Annotated in this window: 17 protein-coding genes; 12 read left to right on the forward strand and 5 right to left on the reverse strand. The window is 73.4% G+C overall.

Annotated features, from left to right (window positions below; translation table 11 throughout):
* Positions 1-4 precede the first annotated feature (4 nt).
* The gene (locus ACIBI5_RS24545) at positions 5-685 is read right to left on the reverse strand and encodes a TetR/AcrR family transcriptional regulator (RefSeq protein ID WP_397250417.1); all 681 of its coding nucleotides are present in this window, start codon (positions 683-685) and stop codon (positions 5-7) included.
* Between the two features lie 103 nt (positions 686-788).
* On the opposite strand from ACIBI5_RS24545, the gene ACIBI5_RS24550 reads away from it, so the two are divergent.
* Entirely contained in the window at positions 789-1,499 is a 711-nt protein-coding gene (locus ACIBI5_RS24550; protein ID WP_397250419.1) for an NAD(P)-dependent oxidoreductase, read from the forward strand.
* A gap of 6 nt (positions 1,500-1,505) precedes the next feature.
* Here ACIBI5_RS24550 and ACIBI5_RS24555 read toward each other — a convergent pair whose 3' ends face one another.
* Positions 1,506-2,321 (reverse strand): class I SAM-dependent methyltransferase, encoded by an 816-nt coding sequence (locus ACIBI5_RS24555; RefSeq protein ID WP_397250421.1) that lies wholly within the window; start codon positions 2,319-2,321, stop codon positions 1,506-1,508.
* Between the two features lie 192 nt (positions 2,322-2,513).
* Here ACIBI5_RS24555 and ACIBI5_RS24560 point away from each other — a divergent pair, with 192 nt between their 5' ends.
* From ACIBI5_RS24560 to ACIBI5_RS24570, 3 genes are all read left to right on the forward strand, one after another.
* Positions 2,514-3,218 carry a VOC family protein gene (locus ACIBI5_RS24560; RefSeq protein ID WP_397250423.1) on the forward strand — a complete coding sequence of 235 codons (705 nt, stop codon included), beginning with the start codon at positions 2,514-2,516 and terminating at the stop codon, positions 3,216-3,218.
* A gap of 106 nt (positions 3,219-3,324) precedes the next feature.
* Positions 3,325-4,572 (forward strand): MFS transporter, encoded by a 1,248-nt coding sequence (locus ACIBI5_RS24565; protein ID WP_397250425.1) that lies wholly within the window; start codon positions 3,325-3,327, stop codon positions 4,570-4,572.
* 6 nt (positions 4,573-4,578) lie between these two features.
* Entirely contained in the window at positions 4,579-5,703 is a 1,125-nt protein-coding gene (locus ACIBI5_RS24570; protein ID WP_397250427.1) for an ArgE/DapE family deacylase, read from the forward strand.
* Between the two features lie 96 nt (positions 5,704-5,799).
* On the opposite strand, the gene ACIBI5_RS24575 is transcribed toward ACIBI5_RS24570, so the two are convergent.
* Together ACIBI5_RS24575 and ACIBI5_RS24580 are read right to left on the reverse strand one after the other, a co-directional pair.
* Positions 5,800-6,120: a hypothetical protein gene (locus ACIBI5_RS24575; protein ID WP_397250429.1), complete on the reverse strand. Its 321-nt coding sequence runs from the start codon at positions 6,118-6,120 to the stop codon at positions 5,800-5,802.
* A gap of 150 nt (positions 6,121-6,270) precedes the next feature.
* On the reverse strand, positions 6,271-7,062 hold the full coding sequence (locus ACIBI5_RS24580; RefSeq protein WP_397250431.1) for an alpha/beta fold hydrolase: 792 nt from the start codon (positions 7,060-7,062) through the stop codon (positions 6,271-6,273).
* Positions 7,063-7,157: 95 nt separating this feature from the next.
* On the opposite strand from ACIBI5_RS24580, the gene proS reads away from it, so the two are divergent.
* Both proS and ACIBI5_RS24590 read left to right on the forward strand, forming a co-directional pair.
* A complete protein-coding gene (gene proS / locus ACIBI5_RS24585; RefSeq protein ID WP_397250433.1) occupies positions 7,158-8,591 on the forward strand; it encodes a proline--tRNA ligase in 1,434 nt (477 codons plus the stop codon).
* 169 nt (positions 8,592-8,760) lie between these two features.
* Positions 8,761-11,979 carry a BTAD domain-containing putative transcriptional regulator gene (locus ACIBI5_RS24590; RefSeq protein ID WP_397250435.1) on the forward strand — a complete coding sequence of 1,073 codons (3,219 nt, stop codon included), beginning with the start codon at positions 8,761-8,763 and terminating at the stop codon, positions 11,977-11,979.
* Here ACIBI5_RS24590 and ACIBI5_RS24595 read toward each other — a convergent pair.
* Positions 11,972-13,192, reverse strand: coding sequence for a serine hydrolase domain-containing protein (locus ACIBI5_RS24595; protein ID WP_397250437.1), 1,221 nt, complete (start codon positions 13,190-13,192; stop codon positions 11,972-11,974). The two genes, ACIBI5_RS24590 and ACIBI5_RS24595, sit on opposite strands and share 8 nt — an antisense overlap.
* A 135-nt stretch (positions 13,193-13,327) precedes the next feature.
* On the opposite strand from ACIBI5_RS24595, the gene ACIBI5_RS24600 reads away from it, so the two are divergent.
* The 6 genes from ACIBI5_RS24600 (at position 13,328) to ACIBI5_RS24625 (ending at position 18,549) form a co-directional block, all read left to right on the forward strand.
* Complete coding sequence (locus tag ACIBI5_RS24600; RefSeq protein WP_397250439.1) at positions 13,328-14,317, forward strand: hypothetical protein; 990 nt, start codon at positions 13,328-13,330, stop codon at positions 14,315-14,317.
* Between the two features lie 87 nt (positions 14,318-14,404).
* Entirely contained in the window at positions 14,405-14,824 is a 420-nt protein-coding gene (locus ACIBI5_RS24605; RefSeq protein WP_397251308.1) for an RNA polymerase sigma factor, read from the forward strand.
* Positions 14,821-15,606, forward strand: a complete 786-nt coding sequence (locus ACIBI5_RS24610; RefSeq protein ID WP_397250443.1) for a zf-HC2 domain-containing protein — start codon at positions 14,821-14,823, stop codon at positions 15,604-15,606. The genes ACIBI5_RS24605 and ACIBI5_RS24610 overlap by 4 nt, the downstream gene beginning before the upstream one ends.
* Positions 15,603-16,439 (forward strand): ABC transporter ATP-binding protein, encoded by an 837-nt coding sequence (locus ACIBI5_RS24615; protein ID WP_397250445.1) that lies wholly within the window; start codon positions 15,603-15,605, stop codon positions 16,437-16,439. The genes ACIBI5_RS24610 and ACIBI5_RS24615 overlap by 4 nt, the downstream gene beginning before the upstream one ends.
* A complete protein-coding gene (locus tag ACIBI5_RS24620) occupies positions 16,436-17,875 on the forward strand; it encodes a hypothetical protein (protein WP_397250447.1) in 1,440 nt (479 codons plus the stop codon). Before ACIBI5_RS24615 ends, ACIBI5_RS24620 begins: the two co-directional genes overlap by 4 nt.
* Positions 17,866-18,549, forward strand: a complete 684-nt coding sequence (locus tag ACIBI5_RS24625; protein WP_397250449.1) for a hypothetical protein — start codon at positions 17,866-17,868, stop codon at positions 18,547-18,549. The genes ACIBI5_RS24620 and ACIBI5_RS24625 overlap by 10 nt, the downstream gene beginning before the upstream one ends.
* Positions 18,550-18,557: the final 8 nt, after the last annotated feature.

Genomic DNA, 18,557 nt, shown 5'->3' on the forward strand with positions numbered 1-18,557 from the left:
CCGGTTACCGCCAGCCTTCCCGCCCGCGCTCCAGCCCGTCGAGGATCAGGCCGAGGCCGACGTCGAACTCCTCCTGGTAGGCGTAGCCGCCCTTGAGGCCGCGCTCGGCGAGCATCTCGGCGAGGTGCGGGAACTCCTCGTGCGGCAACTGCTCCATGATCGAACCCGCCACGTCCTCCAGCCCCTCCGGCGAGGTGAACGGCAGGCTGAGCTCCTGGAGGGTGAATCCGTAGATGTAGCTGTCCAGCACCGAGATCGCGTGCGAGGAGCCGGCGATCGAGAAGCCGCCCGAGCGCAGGCAGCCGATGACCGCGTCGTGGTGGCGCAGAGTGGCGTCGCCGGGGTTGGTGCGGGAGTCCATCAGGCGGATCGCCCACGGGTGGCGGGTGAGGGCCTCGCGCATCGAGGCCGACCTGCGGCGCATCGCCGCCTGCCAGCCGATGCCCGCGGGCGGCAGTTCGATCTCGCCGAAGACCAGGTCGATCATGCCGTCGAGGATCAGGTCCTTGTTGCGGAAGTGGTGGTAGAGCGACATGGCCTCGATGCCGAGGCGGTCGCCGAGCCTGCGCATGCTCGGCACGCCGGTGCCCGCCTCGTCGGCCAGCGCGACCGCCGTACGGATCACCACTTCTTTGGTGAGCGTGTTGCGCCGGGGCGCAGGCGTGCCGGCTGTCTCGGTGTCCACGACGTTCTCCTGCCTGTTCTGCTGGGACGGCTTGACAACCTTACACTGCAAGGTTCTACCCTTACACCGTAAGTGCAGGCGTGGTGGAGCAGAGGAGCGGGCCGTGGAACCGATCGGTTCGGGCAAGAAGGTGTGCGTCGTCGGCGCGTCGGGCAAGCTGGGGCGCTACATGGTGCGGCACGCGCTGGACCGGGGCTACGAGGTCGTGGGCGTCTGCCGGGAGCGGAGCGTGACCAAGCTCGCCGACTTCGAGGGACGCATCACCGTGATCCCCGGAGCCACCAACGCCCCCGCGGTCATCGCGCGGGCGGTGCGGGGCTGCGACGCCGTCCTCACGGTGCTGGTGCCCTGGGGCAGAAAACGCTATGCCTCCGGTACGGCCCAGGCCGTACTCGACCACGCGGGCAAGGACGCCCGCCTGGTCTTCTCCTGCGGCTGGCACATCACCCGCGACGGAAAGGACGTCTACCCCCGCGGCTTCAAGCTGTACGCCGCCGTGTTCGGCCGGCTCGCGAAGCTCGCCGGGGTGGTCGACGTCGACGACCAGGTGGAGGCGTGCCGGAGGATCTTCGCCAGCGACACCCGCTGGACGGTCGTGCGCGGCAGCGATCTGGAGGAGGGCGACAGCCAGGGCCTGCCGGTGTGGAGCCGGCACGTGGGCGATCCGATCCTCGCGAGCAACCTGACCCGTCGCGTGGACTACGCCCGTTTCATGGTCGAGGCGGTGGAGGACGACGACCTCGTCCACGAGGCCCCGGCCATCGTGGGCCGGCTGACCCCCTCGGCCCTCGCGCACGCCGGCGATCCGGCATGAGCGCCGTCATCCCTTGGGGAGGGCCGCCCAGACGGTGCGTTCGGTGCGGACCGTGAGGTCGTCGCGGCGCAGGATGCTGTGCGGGCCGCCGGTGTCGAGCAGCCGGTCGAGCGCGGCGAGATCGTCGGGCGCGAGTACGCCGGCGACGCTTCCACGGAGGCGGCGCAGGCTGCCGAGGGCGTAGCGGCCGACCGCCTCATCGCCGGAGCCGTCGATGTTCACGGTGAGTGTGCGTTCGCCCTCGATGACGAATCCGGCTGCGGTCAGCTTCGGCCCCCAGTCGGCGCCGCGGTGCGGCACGTGCTCGGCGTGGAAGCGGGCGCCGGCCGCGTGGCAGCGTTCTTCCAGGCCGGGGCGGTCTTCCGGGGCGTACTCGGGCAGGAATCGGGGGAAGCCGGCCAGCTCGACGACGGCGAACAGCCCGCCGGGCGCGAGGATGTCACGGACCTCGCGCAGCACGCGGCCGGGGTCGGCCATGTGATGCAGGGAGGCGGAGGCCCACACGAGATCGGGCGTGCCCAGATCCGGCCAGCCGGTGTCGAGGTCGGCCTGGATGGTCGTCACCTCTCGCGTACCCGCCTTCTCGCGCAGGCGGTGCAGGTGTTCGGGCGAGGAGTCGACGGCGAGGACGTGCGCCTCCGGGAAGCGGGTGAGGAGGGCGAAGGTTCCGGCGCCCGTTCCGCTGCCGAGGTCCACGATCCGGCGCGGGGGCGTGTCGATCGGCAGCCATGCGGTGATGGCGGCGAGGTGGTCGGCGAGGACTTCGGCGTCGAGGTCGAGGATCTCCGCCTGGTCGTGGTGAGAGGCGTCATGTGGGTGCATATCCCCACGTTAGAGCGGGCATGCGGATACGGCACGACGTCTTGCCGGATCCGCAAGACGATGGGCGTGCGGCCTGCCGGAGGCGCAAGGCCGCCGGATAAAGCGTTGGCGGCGCCGTCAGCGGGCCGACTAGCGTTGCGTCGTTCACACGCCTGGTGGGCGTGCCGTAAATCACCTGATGGGAGACGCCGGATGACCTCTCAGTTCGCCGCGCTCTGCTTCGACGCGAACGATCCACTCCGTCTCGCCCGCTTCTGGGGCGAGCTCCTGGGCCGGGAGGTGGCCGAGGACCCCCGCGACGGCGTGGTGCTGCTGCCGGGCGCCGGCACCGAGTTCCCCATCCGGTTCCTTCCGAGCCCGGCCGACAAGCTGGGCCCGAACCAGATGCACTTCGACCTGACGAGCGAGTCCCCCGAGGGCCAGGAGCGGACCGTGGCGCGGGCGCTCGAACTGGGCGCCGAGCACATCGACGTCGGGCAGCTGCCGGAAGAGGGGCACGTGGTGCTGGCCGACCCCGAGGGCAACGAGTTCTGCGTCATCGAGGCGGGCAACAAGTTCCTGGCCGACACCGGGTTCATCGGCGCGCTGTCCTCCGACGGCACGCAGGCGGTCGGGTACTTCTGGAGCCAGGCGCTGGCCTGGCCGCTGGTCTGGGACCAGGACGAGGAGACCGCGATCCAGTCGCCGCACGGCGGCTCGAAGATCACGTGGGGCGGACCGCCCGTGGCGCCCAAGCTCGGGAAGAACAGGCTGTACTACGACCTGACCGCCTCCGGCCAGGAGGAGATCGACCGTCTCGTCTCCCTCGGCGCGACCGTGACCGGTCAGGGCGAGGGCGGCCGGGTGGAGATGACCGACCCCGACGGCAACGAATTTCTGGTCCTGAACTCCCGATAACGGCCGGCGGGAATCTCTCAGGTCGCTCAACCGTTCGAAGATTGCTGGTGATCCTCGCTTGGCAGGGCCGCCCGCGCACTGATCCAAGCGCACAGAGGAAGACGACATGACCACGACCACCGGCTGGCGGCGCAACGTCGCCCTTTTCCTGACCGGGCAGACGGTTTCGCTGTTCGGCTCGATGATCGTGCAGTACGTGGTCATGTGGTGGGTGACCCTGCAGACCCAGTCCGGGCTGGCGGTCGCCCTCTACGCGGTGGCCGCGTTCCTGCCGCAGGGCGTGGTGTCGATCTTCGGCGGGGTGCTCGCCGACCGGATGAACCGCCGCGTGCTCGTGATGATCGCCGACGGCGGCATCGCCGCGGCGACGCTGGTGCTGGCGATACTCATGGCCAACGGCGTGACCGACCTGTGGATCGTCCTGCTGGCCGTCGCGGTGCGCTCGGTGGGGGCCGGAGTGCAGACCCCCGCGGTGCAGGCGATGATCCCGCAGATCGTGCCCAGTGAGCACCTGATGCGCGTCAACGGGATCTTCCAGACGATCCACTCGGCGATGGCGCTGCTCGCTCCGGCGGCCGCCGGAGCGATCTTCGCCGCGTTCGGCGTCGTCCCGGTCTTCTTCCTGGACGTGGTCACCGCGGTCATCGGCATCGGGCTGCTCGCGCTGGTCGCCGTCCCGACGCTGGAGCGCGTGGCCGAGTCGACCGCCTCCTACCGGCAGGACCTGGTCGAGGGCATGCGCTACATCAAGAGCCAGCCGGTCGTGCGCTGGCTGCTCGTCGTGTACGCGACGATCTTCCTGCTCACGGTGGCGCCCACGTTCATGACGCCGCTGATGGTGGCGCGCACCTTCGGCCGCGACGAGTGGATGCTGGCCGTCCTGGAGGTCGCCTTCAGCGTGGGCATGCTGCTCGGCGGCGTCCTGATCTCCACGGTGCTGGCCAAGCGCAGCCCGGTGGGGCTGATCCTCACGGCCGTCTACGGTTTCGGGCTCGCGACCGTCGCGCTCGGGCTGAGCACCAACCTCTGGGTCTTCTACGGGTTCATGTTCCTGATCGGGCTGCTGGTGCCGCCGTTCTCGACCCCGTTCATGACCTTGATCCAGGAGACCGTCGAACCCGGCATGCAGGGGCGCGTGTTCAGCTACGTCACGATCGTGATGGCCCTGGCCACGCCCATCGGCACCGTCGTGTTCGGGCCGCTGGCCGACGTGGTCAGCGTGCAGGTCCTGCTGATCGCCGCGGGCGTGGCGGCCGTCATCGCGATCGCCTTCGCCGCCCGGCTGCCGTCCGGCCGGGCCACCATGGCCGCCGCACGCAAGCTGGCCGAACCGGTCCCGGAGTCCGTAACCTGATCGTTCATGGAGCCCGGACGCCTTCTGGAGCGGTTGATCGCCCTTGACTCCGTCAATCCGGACCTGGTGCCCGGCGGGGCGGGCGAGAGCGCCGTCGCCGGGTTCTGCGGGGAGTGGCTGGCCGCCCGCGGCTTCGAGGTCCACCGGCTGGAAGAGCGTCCGGGCCGCCCCTCGCTGGTCGCCGTCGCCCGGGGCTCCGGCGGCGGCCGCTCGCTCATGCTCAACGGCCACCTCGACACCGTGGGTACGGCCGGCTACGACGGCGACCCCCTCGGCCCGCGTACCCACGACGGCAAGATGTTCGGCCGCGGCGCGTTCGACATGAAGAGCGGCATCGCGGCCATGATGATCGCCGCCACCCGCGCCCGCGACGCCGGGCCGCGTGGCGACGTCATACTCGCCTGCGTCGCCGACGAGGAGCACGCCAGCTTCGGCACCGAGGAGGTGCTGAGGTCCTTCACCGCCGACGCGGCGATCGTCACCGAGCCGAGCCACCTGGAAGTCACCCTGGCCCACAAGGGCTTCGCCTGGTTCGACGTGGTGATCGAGGGCCGCGCGGCGCACGGCTCCCGGCCCGACCTCGGCATCGACGCCATCGCCAAGGCCGGCCACTTCCTGGTCGCGCTGGAGGACCTGGGAGCGCGGCTCGCGCGGAGCCCGGCCCATCCGCTGCTCGGCGCCGGAACCGTCCACGCCTCCGTCATCCGCGGCGGCCGCGAGCCCTCCACCTACCCGGGCGAATGCCGCGTCACGGTGGAGCGCCGCACCGTCCCCGGCGAGGACCCGCGGGCGGAACTGACCGCCCTGCTGGACGACCTCGCCGCCACCGTCCCCGGCTTCCGCTACCGCCTGGAGCCCGGCCTGCGCCGCGAGCCGTTCGAGGCGGACCCGGAGGCGGAGGTGGTCCGCGCCGTGACCCGCCACGCGCGGGCCGTCCTGGGCCACCCGCCCACGGTCCGCGCCGAACCCTTCTGGACCGACGCCTCCCTCCTGGACCGCGCCGGCATCCCCTGCCTGCTGTTCGGCGTCGACGGCGGGGGCGCGCACGCGGACGTCGAGTGGGTGGACCTCGCCTCCCTGAACCACCTCACCGACGTCCTCACCCGCGTCATCACCGACTTCTGCGCCTGAGGGCGCCCGCGCGCCGTTCGCCCGGCCTCGCGCGAGTACGGCCATGCAGTCGTTCCTGCCCAGCCACCGGATCGCCGCGGCGGCCAGATGACAGGTCTACGGCGTGATGACCTGCCACCTGGTGAAGTGCTTGCCGCCGGGGTGGTACGCGGTCGACTTGGCGCCGCTGTACACCCAATCACCCAGGACCGTGTTGCAGTTGAATCCGGAGCTGCACCACGTACCCGAGACACGGAACCGGCCGTAGACGCCGACGTCGCAGGCGGCACTGACCATGGTGTTGGTGGTCACGACGTCCTTGCACAGGGATGCGCCGGCGCTGCTGGCGCCGGCGCCGGATCCGAGACCGGCAGTGGTGAGGGCGGTGGCGAGGGCCACGACGGCGACGGCCTTGGGCAGAGTACGGCGGACTTGCATGAGCGTCTCCTTCGACCTGTCAGGACCTGCGACGGGAACCGTTGCGGCCATCCCGTCCATGGCCCGAGGTTGCCGGGCCACGCTCACCGTTGCCTCACCGCGCGCTCACCGGCCACCGGCGCACGCCCGCGGCATCGATCCATCCCTCGGCTACTGGCCGGGCATCGGGGCGTCCAGGTAGGTCAGCACGACGTCACGGACCACGTCGGTGTGGCCAAGCCCGTTGAAGTGGGTCGTGCCGGGGAAGACCGCCAGCTGTGAAGCGGGCACACCGGCGAAGTCGCCGTTGACGTCGCCGCCGCGCAGCCGGAGGAACTCCACGGCGTGATCGAGCTTGACCGCGTCGCAGTCGCCCACGGTGATCAGGGTGGGCGCGGCGATGGCGCGGATGTCGTCATCCGGCCAGCCGGCGAAGCCGGGGTCGAAGGAGCCGAGCTTGTCGAGCAGGCTCTGCAGCCGCTCCGGGTGCGGTGACTTGGCGAGGTAGTCCTGCTCCATGGGGGTGCCGGCGATCATGTCGACGGTCATCTCGCCCACGGCGTCGGTGTTCTCCGAACGGTCACCGCGAGGGTGGAAGGACACCGACGAGACGACCGCCTTGCGGACCAGCTCGGGACTGCGGATCGCCAGATGCAGCGCGACGGCGCCACCGACGCTGAAGCCGAACATGTCCGCCCGCGCCACGTTCAGGTGCTTCAGCAGGCCGGCCACGTCGGAGGCCAGGCCGGCCACGGTCAGCGGCCGGTCGACGTCGTTGGTGCGTCCATGCCCCTGGAAGTCGGCGGCGATGACCTGGCGGGTCGCGGCCAGGCCCGGAATCAGCGCGCCGAACTGCAGGTCGATGTTGAACAGACCGCCGTGCAGCAGGAGCAGCGGCGTCCCGCCGGAGCCGTGGATCTCGTAGTACATCTGCATGCCGTTCACCGGCGCGTACCCGGTCATGATGTCCTCTCTTCGGGGAAAAGTGACTACCCACCGTACGGCAGCACGCGAGAAAACCAGATGACCCGGGCCCTGCGCCCCCCTAACCTCCCCGCATGGGACATGATGAACGCGGTGTGACACCTCAGAGCGAGGACTTCTCTGCCTGGTACAACGAACTGGTGGCCAAGGCCCAGCTCGTCGACCGGGGGCCGGCGAAGGGCACCATGGTCATCCGACCGTACGGCTACCGCCTGTGGGAACTCCTCCAAGGAGAGCTCGACCAGCGGATCAAGGACACCGGCCACGAGAACGCGTACTTCCCGCTGCTGATCCCGGAGAGCTACCTGCAGCGCGAGGCGCAGCACGTCGAGGGCTTCGCGCCCGAGCTCGCGGTCGTCACGCACGCGGGCGGCAAGGAGCTGGAAGAGCCGCTGGTCGTCCGGCCCACCTCAGAGACGATCATCGGCGAGATGATGGCCAAGTGGGTCTCCTCCCACCGCGACCTGCCCTTGCTGCTCAACCAGTGGGCGAACGTCGTGCGCTGGGAGCTGCGGCCCCGGATGTTCCTGCGCACGACGGAGTTCCTCTGGCAGGAGGGCCACACCGCGCACGCCGACGAGGCCGGCGCGATGGGCGAGACGATGCTCGCCCTCGGCCTGTACACCGAGGTCTGCCGCGACATCGCGGCGCTGCCCGTGGTGCCCGGTGAGAAGACCGCCGGGGAGCGGTTCGCGGGCGCGGAGCGCACGTTCACCGTCGAGGGCATGATGCGCGACGGCAAGGCGCTTCAGGCCGGCACCTCCCACTACATGGGGACGAACTTCGCCAAGGCCTTCGAGATCCGGTACACCTCGCAGGCCGGGCGGCTCGAGTGGTGCCACACCACGTCCTGGGGCATGACCACGCGGATGATCGGCGCCGTCGTCATGACCCACGGCGACGACAAGGGGCTGGTCCTGCCGCCTCGGCTCGCGCCGTACCAGGTCGTGATCGTCCCGATCGGCCGGGGCGAGGAGGCGCCCGCCGCCGCCCGCGATCTCGCGGACCGGCTCAAAGCGGCCGGCGTCCGCACGCACGTCGACGACCGTGACCATCTCTCACCCGGCTACCGGTTCAACGACTGGGAGCTTCGCGGCGTCCCGGTCCGGCTCGAACTCGGTGCGCGTGAGCTGGAGTCCGGCACCGTGGTCATGGCCATGCGGCTGGGCGAGGAGGGCAAGCGGACGATCCCGCTCGACTCCGTCGCCGCGATCATGCCCGGCGTGCTCGCGGACTTCCAGGCCTTCCTCCTGCGCCGGGCCACCGGCTTCCGCGAGGCCCGCACCCGCGCCGCCGGCACCTGGGAGGCGTTCGCCGACGCCGTCACCACGGGCTGGGCCTCGGCCCTGCACTGCGGCCGCGCCGTCTGCGAGGACGACATCAAGGCCGAGAGCGCCGCCACGCCGCGGTGCGTCCCGCTCGACGCACCGCCCGAGAGCGGCGCCTGCGTCCGCTGCGGACAGCCCGCCGCGTACGGCAAGCGCGTGCTGTTCGGCCGCTCCTACTGACCTCACGCGGATACTGACCTCACGCGGATACCGACCCGCACGCGGACCGGTTCCGGCCTTCGGCCAGAAGATGATCCCGTACGGCGGCCGCCATCACCTCGCACCACCACGGCCGGGGAGCGCCCCAGCCGGTACGACGGGCTGCGCGTCCTCTGACAGACTTCTGGCCATGGCCAAGGGGACCGAGGCGGGCGGCGCCGGGGGGCGGGTGCGGGTCGGCGTGCTCGGCCCGCTGGTGCTGGAGACCGCCTCCGGACCGACGCCGGTCGGGGGCGCCCGGCTGCGGGTGCTGCTGGCCCGGCTGGCGCTGGAGGCCGGGCATGCCGTACGGCCCGCCGCGCTGGTCGAGGAGCTGTGGGACGAGGCGGCGCCGGAGGCTCCCCTGCACGCGCTGCAAACGCTGGTGTCGCGGCTGCGGCGCCTGCTCGGCGACCCGGGGCTGCTGACCTCGGGCCCGGACGGCTACCGGCTGGCCGTCGAACCGGACGCGGTCGACGCGCTCCGGTTCGAACGGCTGGCCCGCGAGGCGCGGCGTTCGCCCGCCGAGGCCGCCGCCGTCTTGCGCGAGGCCCTGGGCCTGTGGCGCGGCCCCGCCCTGGCCGACGTGCGCGCGGCGCCGTTCGCCGCCGCCGAGGCCGAACGGCTGGAGCGCGCCAGGCTGGCCGCCCTGGAGGACCGGATCGAAGCCGACCTGACGCGGGGTGCCGACGCCGACCTGGTCGCCGAGCTCGACGCGCTGAGCGCCGCGCACCCGGTGCGCGAACGCCTGCACGCCCAGCTGATCCGCGCCCTGGCGCTGAGCGGCCGCGGCGGCGAGGCGCTGGCCGCCTACGAGCGCATCCGCGGCCTGCTCGCGCAGAGCTTCGGCAGCGATCCCGGCCCGCACCTGCGCGAGGCCCACCTGGCGGTGTTGCGCGGCGAACGCCGCCGGCCGCCCGGCAACCTGGACCTCCCGCTGACCAGCTTCGTCGGCCGCGACGACGACGTCCGCCGCGTGGCCGCGCTGCTCGACCGGGTCCGGCTGGTCACGCTGACCGGTCCGGGAGGGTCGGGCAAGACACGGCTGGCCACGACCGTCGGCAGGCGGCTCACGCCGGCCGGCGGAGTGTGGTTCGTCCCCCTGGCCCCGATCGGCCCCGACGACGTGCCCCGGGCGGTGCTCGACCGGCTGCGAGCCCGCGAACAGCCCGGCCCGGCGCGGCCCGCCGCCCCGCAGGAGATCATGGACCGCCTGGCCGGCAACCTCGCCGGCGACGACGTGGTGCTGGTCCTGGACAACTGCGAGCACGTGATCGAGGCCGCCGCCGCGCTCACCGCCACGCTGCTCGGCCGGTGCCCGGGACTGCGGGTGGTGGCCACCAGCCGGGAACCCCTGCGGATCGACGGCGAGAGCCTGCACCCGGTGCTCCCGCTGGAGCTGCCCGAACCGGGCTCGACGGCGGCGCGGGCGCGCTCCTGCGCGGCGGTCCGGCTGTTTCACGACCGGGCCGCCGCGGTACGCCCCGGCTTCGCCCTGGAAGGCGGCGCGCTGACGGCCGCGGTCGAGATCTGCCGCCGCCTGGACGGCCTGCCGCTGGCGATCGAGCTGGCCGCGGCCCGGCTGCGCGCCCTGCCGGTCGAGGCGGTCGCCGCCCGGCTCGACGACCGCTTCCGGCTGCTGAACGGCGGCAGCCGTACGGCGTTGCCGCGCCATCAGACCCTGAGCGCGGCGGTGGCCTGGAGCTGGGACCTGCTGGACGGCGACGAGCGGACCCTGCTGGAACGGCTGGCGGTCGTGCCCGCCACCTTCACCGAGGACGCGGCAGCGGCGATCGGCGGGATGGACGACGCCGGCGAGTTGCTCACGGCGCTGGTCGACAAGTCGCTGCTGCACCCGGCCGAGTCCGCCGACCCGCTGGAGCCGCGCTACCGCATGCTGGAGACCATCCGGGAGTACGGGCTCCAGCGGCAGGAGCGGGCCGACGCCGTACGCGAGCGGCACGCCAGGTTCTTCCTCCGGCTGGCCGAGACCGCCGACCCGCACCTGCGCACCGCCGGCCAGCCGCGCTGGCTGGCCCGCCTGGACGCGGAGCGGGACAACCTGGCGGCCGCGATCCGGTGGGCGGCCGAGTCCGGCGAGGCCGATCTCGCGGTACGGCTCGGCGTCGCGCTGAGCTGGTTCTGGTTCCTGCGCGATCACCCGCCGGAGTCGCTGGACCTGCTCGGCCGGGTGCTCGACGCCCGCGGCGCGAGCGATCCGCGGGCCCGCGCGCTGGTGGTCGCCGCGCATGCTCTTGCCACCACCGAGACCATCAGCGGCCCGGACGAGGGCGAGGCGGCCTTCGCCCGGATCAGGACGGCGCTGGAGCAGGCCGCGCCCGGCGACCACCCCGTTCTGGAGATGGCCGGGCTGGCGCTGGCCATCGGCTCGCGGGCGAGCCTGCCGGGCCCCTCGGGCGAGCGGACGGATCTCTGGAGCCGGTCGCTGACGTTGCTGGTCCGCGGCGTGCTGACCATGAACGGCGGGCACGCCGCCGAGGCGGCACGGCTGCTGTCGGCGGCGCTGGCCGGGTTCGAGGAGGTCGGCGAGCGGTGGGGCCTGGCGACCACGCTGAGCACCCTGAACACGGCGCTGCGCCGCGGCGGCGACCCGGCCGCCGCGCTGGGGATGGCCGAGCGGGCAGGCCGCTACTTCCAGGAACTCGGCATGGCCGAGCACACGATGGAGAGTGAGGTGGCCGCCGCGACGCACCTGGCCGACGCCGGTGACGTGGAGGGCGGGCGGCGGCAGCTCGCGTACCTGCTGGGGAGGGTCGAGCGGACCGGGTCGGCGGAGTCGCGGGCGCAGGTCCGCCTGGGGCTGGCCCGGCTGGAGTGGCGGGCCGGGCGGCTCGACGCGGCTCGTGAGCACGCCGGCGCGGGGCTGGCGCAGGCGGCTCCCGGCCGCTCGACGCCGCACCTGGCCGCGCTGCTGCTGGGCGTGCTCGCGCACGTGGACGCGGCGGAGGGTCACCCCGAGCGGGCGGTACGCCGGCTCGACCACCCGGCGGTGCACGTGACGCTGACGTGGAACACCCCGGTCGCCGCCGCCATCGCGCTCGCCCTGGCGGCGATCGAGGCGTCCCGCCCGCTCGCGGCACAGCTTGATCACCGCCGCCCGGCAGGGCAGCGGTTCGCGGCACAGCTTGATCATCGTGAGCGGGCGGGACGGCTGCTCGGAGCGGCCGTCGTGCTGCGCGGCTGGGAGGAGCCCGGCGACGCCGACGTGCGGGCGATCACGGAGCGGGTGACGGAGGCTCTGGGGGCCGCCGGGTTCGCGGCCGCCCATGCAGCGGGTGCGGCGATGTCGCGGGCGGAGGCCGAGTGCCTGGTGTCGGCGATCATCACCGCGCCCGCGCCGGTCACCTAGTCTGCGGCTTGCCGAACATCGTGCAGGTCACGGCACTCTGCAGCGACTGGGCGGCCTTGGCGATCTTCGGGTCCGACTCGAACTCGGCCCAGTACTCCGTCGCGATGACCACGCTCGCCGTGCGGCCGCCGGTGCGGTCGGTGAGGGTGGTGGTCAGGTAGCCGGGGATGCCGCCGTCGTGACCCCAGAACGTGCCGCACGGGGTGGTGCCCGTCTGGACGCCCAGGCCGTAGCCGGGCCCGTCCGGCCGGGAGGGGTCCACCGGCACCGTGGCCCGCATCTGGGCCAGCTGGGCGGCGGGCAGCAGCTTGCCGGACATCAGCGCGGTGTAGAACCGGGCCCAGTCCTGGCCGGTGGACACCACCGCGCCGGCCGCCGCGCCCCACCCGGGGTTGTGGCCGGAGACGTTCACGTGACCGTTGCGGCGCGGCCCGGCGAGGTTCCTGAACGCGGCCGGGACACTCGGCGGCATGTGGGCGGCGTCGCGCTCGTAGCCGCGGGCGTAGGAGCCGCGCCAGGTGCCGTCGGCCGGGTAGTAGGTGTGCTCGAGTCCGAGCGGGCGGGCGATCCGGTCGCGGACCAGCCCGGCCAGGCTCTTGCCGGTGACGCGTTCCAGGACGGCGCCGACGGCCGCGTACCCGGTGTTGCTGTAGGACCACTTCGTGCCAGGCGCGAACAGCGGCGGGTGCTTCACCCCCACCGCGAGCAGCTTGTCCGAGGTCCATCGCCGCCGGTCCTTGCCGAGCATCGCCGGGCGCAGGGCGGCGTCCTGGGTGTAGTCGAACAGGCCGCTGGTGTGGTTCAGCAGCATGCGCAGCGTGATCGCCTTGCCGTTGGGCACCTGGCCGGGCAGCCACTTGTCCACCGGGTCGGTCAGGGCGAGCTTGCCCTCGGCGACCAGTTGCAGCGCGAGGGTGGCCGTCATGGCCTTGGTGTTGGACCCCATCCGGAACTCGTCGTCCGCCTTGAGCAGGTGATCGCGCCGGGTCCAGGCGGCCTGCTCGGCGATCTCGACGGGCCGGCCGCGGCCGTCGTCGACCCGCACGATCACACCGGGCGCGCCGGCCTCCACCAGTGCGCGCGCCAGCCGCTGCAACTGCGCGCGCTGCGCCTCGTCACTCGTGTACGGCGTGGCCGCGGCGGCGGCCGGGACCACCGCCGCCAGACCCACGACCAGCGCGGACGCCACGACAGAAAGGACACGCTGCGACATTGACCGGTACCTCCGGGTGATAGGTGAAACGAACGACTCCACCCTCCAGCCCTCCACTCACAAACCACACACAGCACGCTTTCAGCCACGAACACGCGCGATAGGCTGACCGCCCCCGAGCGGAGAGGGAGCCGTATGCGGGTGACGGCCGCGATCGTCCTGCTGATCGCCTGCCTGTCGGGCGGCGGGCCGTCCAGGCCGGTGTGGGAGCTGACCCTCACCCAGCGGGCCGCCGTCCAGTCGATGGCGGCGACCGCGTCCGGCCAGGCGTGGCTGATCGGCAAGGACGGCGCGCTCCAGCGCTGGGACGGCCGGGCCTGGGCCCCGGCGGGCACACCACCGCGCTTCTGGAGCGCATACGGCAGCCTGGTCACCTCGCCCGCCGGTGACGACCTGTGGCTGTTCGGCGGGGAGCAGCCGCTGCAGTGGCAGGGCCGGTGGGTGAGCAGGCCCTTCCCGCGCGGGGAGTTCGCCGCCGGGCCGCAGGCGGTGGCCGCTCGCGACCGGGTCTGGGTGGGCGAGCAGGGCGGGCCCGAGGACTGCGTCTGCGTCGGCATCCGCTACTGGGACGGCACGCAGTGGCGCGACGTCGCCACCGGCGGCCAGGCCTTCGACACCCAGTTCACCAAGGTGGCGCCGCCCTGGCTGGTCAACCACGAAGGGATGCTGCGGTGGGAGAACGGGCGGCGGCAGCAGGTCGCGCCGCCGGTCGCCTCGTTCGGGTGCCGCTCGTGGGAGGGTTACACGATCGAGCGCCTGACCTCCGGCCTTGGCGGGGCGTGGGCGGTGGCCCAGGTCGCCGAGCCGGTGGCGTCCCGGTGCCTGGGTCACCACGCTGAGCTGCGGGTGCTGCTGCGCTGGGACGGCGCCGCCTGGCGGCGGGTCGAGCTGCCCCTGGACGGGACCGGGGTGGCGGGGCTGGCCGTGGACGCGAGCGGCGGGGTGTGGCTGGCGGCCAATCCGGGCGGCCGGCCGTACGTGCTGCGCTGGGAGAAGGGCCGGTGGCGCAGGACGGTTCTGCCGCGCGGGACCGGCATCGCCCGGATCGCCCCCGAACCCGGCACGGGCCGCCTGTGGGTGCAGGCACAGGACGGCCCGGAGACGCTGATCTACCGCCTCAGCTGACCTGCGGGGAAGGAACACCTTCCGAGGCGGAGGGGAAGACCGGTCATGAAGGTCGCGGTCTGGAACGCCACCAGGATCGCCCCGACGATGTACGGCCCGCCCACCACCCTGAGGCTGCCGATGCTGCAGGAGACGTTCCTGGGGGTGTGGCGTTCGGCGGGTCGTTTCCGCGGCGAGAACGCGGCCGGATGGTTGTGGACGATCGCGATCCGGCGGCTCATCTCGGCGCTGCGCGGCAGCGGCGGGCGCTGGATCGGCTCGGGCATCGAGCCGGACGACGCCTCGCCGGTCGCCTCGGCCGAGGACATGGTGCTGCTCAACGTGGAGCACGGCGACCTCGGCACCGCCCTGACCAGGCTCTCGCCCGAACTGCGGGCGGTCATCGAGGCCACCGTCCTGGACGGTCTGACCACCAAGGAGGCCGCCGGTCTCCTGGGCATCGCCGAAGGCACGGTCAAGACCCGCGCGATGCGGGCCAGGGCCCGGTTGCGCGAGGAGCTGTCATGAGCTGGCACATCCCCGATGACCTGCGCGAACGCTATCTCGCCGGGGCGCTGGAGCCGGCTCTGGCCATGTCCGTGGACGCGCATCTGGGGCGGTGCGCGCCCTGCCGGGCGGCGGTGCCGTACGAGCAGGACTGGCTTGAGGGGTCCTGGGCGCGGTTGGAGGCCGAGCTGGTCACGGCGCGGCCGCGGCCGGCGGAGCGGGTGCTGCGGCACGGCGGCGTGCCCGACCATCTGGCCAGGCTGCTGTCGGCGACGCCGACGATGAGCCGGGCGTGGCTGGTCGCGGTGGTGGCGGTGCTGGGGTTCGCGGTGCTGGCGGCGCGCGAGCAGGCCGGGCTGCTGCCGGTGTTCCTGATCCTCGCGCCGGTGCTGCCGTTGGCGGGCATCGCGCTCGCCTATGGGCCGCGCGTCGATCCGGCCCATGAGCTGGTGGCGGCGACGCCGATGTGGGGGCCAAGGCTGCTGCTGGCGCGGGCCACGGCGGTGCTGGCGGTCTCGGTGGTGCTGGCCGGGCTGGCCTCGCCGCTGCTGCCGGCGCCGCCCGGGTTGAGCGCCGCGTGGCTGCTGCCCGCGCTGGCCGCCGCCGCGGGCTGCCTGGCCCTGTCCAACCGGCTGCCCGTGCCGATCGCCGCCCTCGCCGTCGGCGGGGTGTGGCTGGCCATCGTCGGCGCGGGCGGCCTGCTCGGCGGATGGATCGCCGTCTTCGGTCCCGCCCCGCAGATCGGGTACGGCGCCGCCGTCCTCCTGTTGACCTACCGCCTCTACCGAGTGAGCACCCGATGATCCGGATCAACGGCCTGACCAAGACCTACGGCGCCCGGCGCGCGCTGGACGACCTGCACCTGACGCTCGGCACCGGGGTGACCGGCCTGCTCGGCCCCAACGGCGCCGGCAAGACCACCCTGCTGCGCTGCCTGGCCACCACCCTGGCCCCCGACGCCGGCACGGTCGAGGCCTTCGGCCTGGACCCCGCCGAGCGCGCCCAGCGCACCGCCCTTCGGCGCAGGCTCGGCTACCTGCCGCAAAACCCCGGAGCCTACCCGCACTTCACCGCCTTCGACCTCGTGGACTATGTGGCGATACTCAAGGAGCTGACCGACCGCGCGCACCGCCACGCCGAGGTACGCCGGGTGCTGGCCGAGGTGGACCTCACCGACCAGGCCAGAACGAAGGTCCGCAAGCTGTCGGGCGGCATGCGCCAGCGGCTCGCGCTGGCCCAGGCGCTGCTGGGCGAGCCGGACCTGCTCATCCTGGACGAGCCGACCGTGGGCCTGGACCCGGAGCAGCGGATGACGTTCCGGGCGCTGGTCTCGCGGCTGGGCGAGAGCCGTACCGTGGTGCTGTCCACGCACCAGACCGAGGACGTCGCCGCGTTGTGCGAGCGGGTGGTCGTCATGCGGGAGGGGCGGGCGGTCTTCGACGGCACGCCCGGCCGGCTGGCGGCGGTCGCCGAGGGCCGCGTGTGGCTGTCGCCGTCGCCGCCCGACGGGGCGCGGCTGTTCTGGAAGACGGCCGATGGCCGCTACCGCACGCTCGGCGCGCCCCCGCCGGCCGCGGACGCGGCGCCGCCCGGCGTCGAGGACGGCTACCTCATGCTGCTCGGGGAGGCGGCGTGACGCGCGGGCTGCTGCTGTTGGAGGCGCGCCGGCTGATCAGGCACCCGCTGGTGTGGGGGACGAGCGTGCTGGTGGTGGCGCTGCAGACGTTCCTGAGCCGGGACGGCCAGCCCGACCTCACGATGGATCCGGTCAACGCCACGGGCGTGTTCACCTGTCTGGGCGCGGCGGTGCTGGTCGTGGCGAGCCTGGCCGCCTCGCGCGAGGGCCGGCACGGCATGCCCGAGAGCCTGGCCGGGCTGCCCGGCCGGGCCGAGCACCGCACGCGCGCCCTGCTGCTGGCCGTCCCGCTGGTCGCGGGGTCGGCGGCCGCGCTGGCGATGAGCGGCTACCTGGCGATCCGGCTGCTGAGCGGTCCTGCCGGGGGCCGGCTGGACGTGGCCGAGCCGCTGACGGCGGTGGCCGCCACGGTCCTGGCCGCCACCGTGGGGGTGGCGGTCGGCCGCTGGGCGCGGTGGCTGATCGCTGGGCCGATCGTGGTGGCCGTGCTCGGCTTCCTCATCTTCACCAACCCCTCCAACGGCCCGGCGGGCTGGCTGCTGCCGGTGATGCAGGTCCACCGCGCGGACTGGCCCGACCGCCCGTCGTTGCTCCACCTGGTGTACGTGCTCGCCGTCGCGGCCTTGTTCGCCGCGCTCGCGCTGCTCCGGCATCGGGTACGGCCGGCGCCCGCCGCGGCCGCGGTGCTGGCCCTGGCCGTCGCGGTGCCTGCGGGGGCCGCCGCGGCGTCCACCCCGGCACCGGCGCAGTTCCCCACGAACGTGGAACTGACCGTGGGCCACGTCGACTCCCGCGTCCGCGAGCGCTACTTCGGCCCCGACGCCTACCGCTGCACGCCGCGCCGGGGGCTGACCTACTGCGCCTTCCCCGGCTACGCGTCCTGGATTCCGCTGTGGGAGCGGGCGGTCGGCCCGGTGATGGCGGCGCTGCCCGCCGCGCGCCGCGCCCAGGCGCCCGCGGTCCGGCAGGTGAGCCCCACCTGGCACTTCGCCACGCAGCACGCCGCGATCGGGGCGCCGATGAGCTGGGGCCACCCCGACCAGCGCAGGCTGCTGGCCGAGGACGCCGCGTTCTGGGCGACCGGGCTGAACGACGCGGCCGGCCGCAACCACGACCTCGGCTCGAGCAGGCTGTGCGACGTGCGGGGCCAGGCCCGCACGGTGGTGGCGCACTGGCTCATCGGCCAGGTCGCCCCGCCCGAGGCCCGCAGGGAGCTGTACGTCGACCTCAATGTGGGACGGCGGTCCGGCCTGGACTGGGGGCCTGCCGAGACCGGCTACGCCACGCTGCTGCTCGCCGTCCCCGGCGCCCGGGAGAAGGTCGTGGCCCATTGGGACACGCTGATGAAGCCCACCACCACGATCGACCAGGCCCTGCCGCTGCTCGGGCTGGAACGCAGGTTCACCGCGCCGATGGGAGCGACACCGTGCTTGTAACCGCCCACTCCGAGGCCGCCACGTGCACGGCCTCCCCGCCGTCTCGCCTGCGGGTGGCGCTGCTGCTGGTGCGTCCCCTCGCCCGCGCGATCGACTGGGCGCCGCTGGCCGTGGTCGCCGTCTTCACCGCCGCGCTGGTGAGCCTGGTGGGCTTGGGTCAGGTGCTGCCCGGCGGGGACGCGCTCGTGCTCATGCGCGTCTGCGGCACGCTGCTCGGCGCCGCGGCGGCGTTCGGGCTGGTCGACGCCATGTCCGCCGATCTCGGGGCGGCCGCGGTCCCCCGCTGGGTGCCTCAGGCGCTGCGCTGCCTGCTGCCGGGCGGCGTGGCGATCGCGATCTGGCTGGCCGCCTTCGCCTATGTCCTGACCCGCCTGCCGGACGACGCGCTGTTCCCGGTCGGCGACCTGCTCGTCGAGATGGGCGTCTGCCTCGGCATCGCGCTGGCGGCCGCGGCGAGCGCGGTGCGGTTCGCGCCGGGGCGGCAGGCGGCCATGGCGGCGGTCGTGGTGCAGATGGCGCTGGTGCTGGGGACCATCCTGCTGCCCGAGCAGGTCCGGCTCTGGCCGCCGACGTGCGGGTTCGGGTACTGGGACCAGGCGCACCTGTTCTGGCTGGCGATGCTGCCGCTGCCGTACCTGTGGCTGATCTTCGCCGGGCGTGACCTGCGGCGCTGACACGCCGC

It is taken from the genome of Nonomuraea sp. NPDC050540 (genome assembly GCF_044457485.1).
Lineage (GTDB): Bacteria > Actinomycetota > Actinomycetes > Streptosporangiales > Streptosporangiaceae > Nonomuraea.

Excerpts from the sequence above, each read along its gene's own strand:
- proS (WP_397250433.1), top strand. The coding sequence starts at position 7,158 with ATGGGACATGATGAACGCGGTGTGACACCTCAGAGCGAGGACTTCTCT.
- ACIBI5_RS24610 (WP_397250443.1), top strand. The coding sequence starts at position 14,821 with ATGAGCTGGCACATCCCCGATGACCTGCGCGAACGCTATCTCGCCGGG.
- ACIBI5_RS24575 (WP_397250429.1), bottom strand. The coding sequence starts at position 6,120 with ATGCAAGTCCGCCGTACTCTGCCCAAGGCCGTCGCCGTCGTGGCCCTC.
- ACIBI5_RS24590 (WP_397250435.1), top strand. The coding sequence starts at position 8,761 with ATGGCCAAGGGGACCGAGGCGGGCGGCGCCGGGGGGCGGGTGCGGGTC.
- ACIBI5_RS24595 (WP_397250437.1), bottom strand. The coding sequence starts at position 13,192 with ATGTCGCAGCGTGTCCTTTCTGTCGTGGCGTCCGCGCTGGTCGTGGGT.
- ACIBI5_RS24605 (WP_397251308.1), top strand. The coding sequence starts at position 14,405 with ATGTACGGCCCGCCCACCACCCTGAGGCTGCCGATGCTGCAGGAGACG.
- ACIBI5_RS24600 (WP_397250439.1), top strand. The coding sequence starts at position 13,328 with ATGCGGGTGACGGCCGCGATCGTCCTGCTGATCGCCTGCCTGTCGGGC.
- ACIBI5_RS24570 (WP_397250427.1), top strand. The coding sequence starts at position 4,579 with ATGGAGCCCGGACGCCTTCTGGAGCGGTTGATCGCCCTTGACTCCGTC.
- ACIBI5_RS24560 (WP_397250423.1), top strand. The coding sequence starts at position 2,514 with ATGACCTCTCAGTTCGCCGCGCTCTGCTTCGACGCGAACGATCCACTC.
- ACIBI5_RS24580 (WP_397250431.1), bottom strand. The coding sequence starts at position 7,062 with ATGACCGGGTACGCGCCGGTGAACGGCATGCAGATGTACTACGAGATC.
- ACIBI5_RS24615 (WP_397250445.1), top strand. The coding sequence starts at position 15,603 with ATGATCCGGATCAACGGCCTGACCAAGACCTACGGCGCCCGGCGCGCG.
- ACIBI5_RS24565 (WP_397250425.1), top strand. The coding sequence starts at position 3,325 with ATGACCACGACCACCGGCTGGCGGCGCAACGTCGCCCTTTTCCTGACC.
- ACIBI5_RS24555 (WP_397250421.1), bottom strand. The coding sequence starts at position 2,321 with ATGCACCCACATGACGCCTCTCACCACGACCAGGCGGAGATCCTCGAC.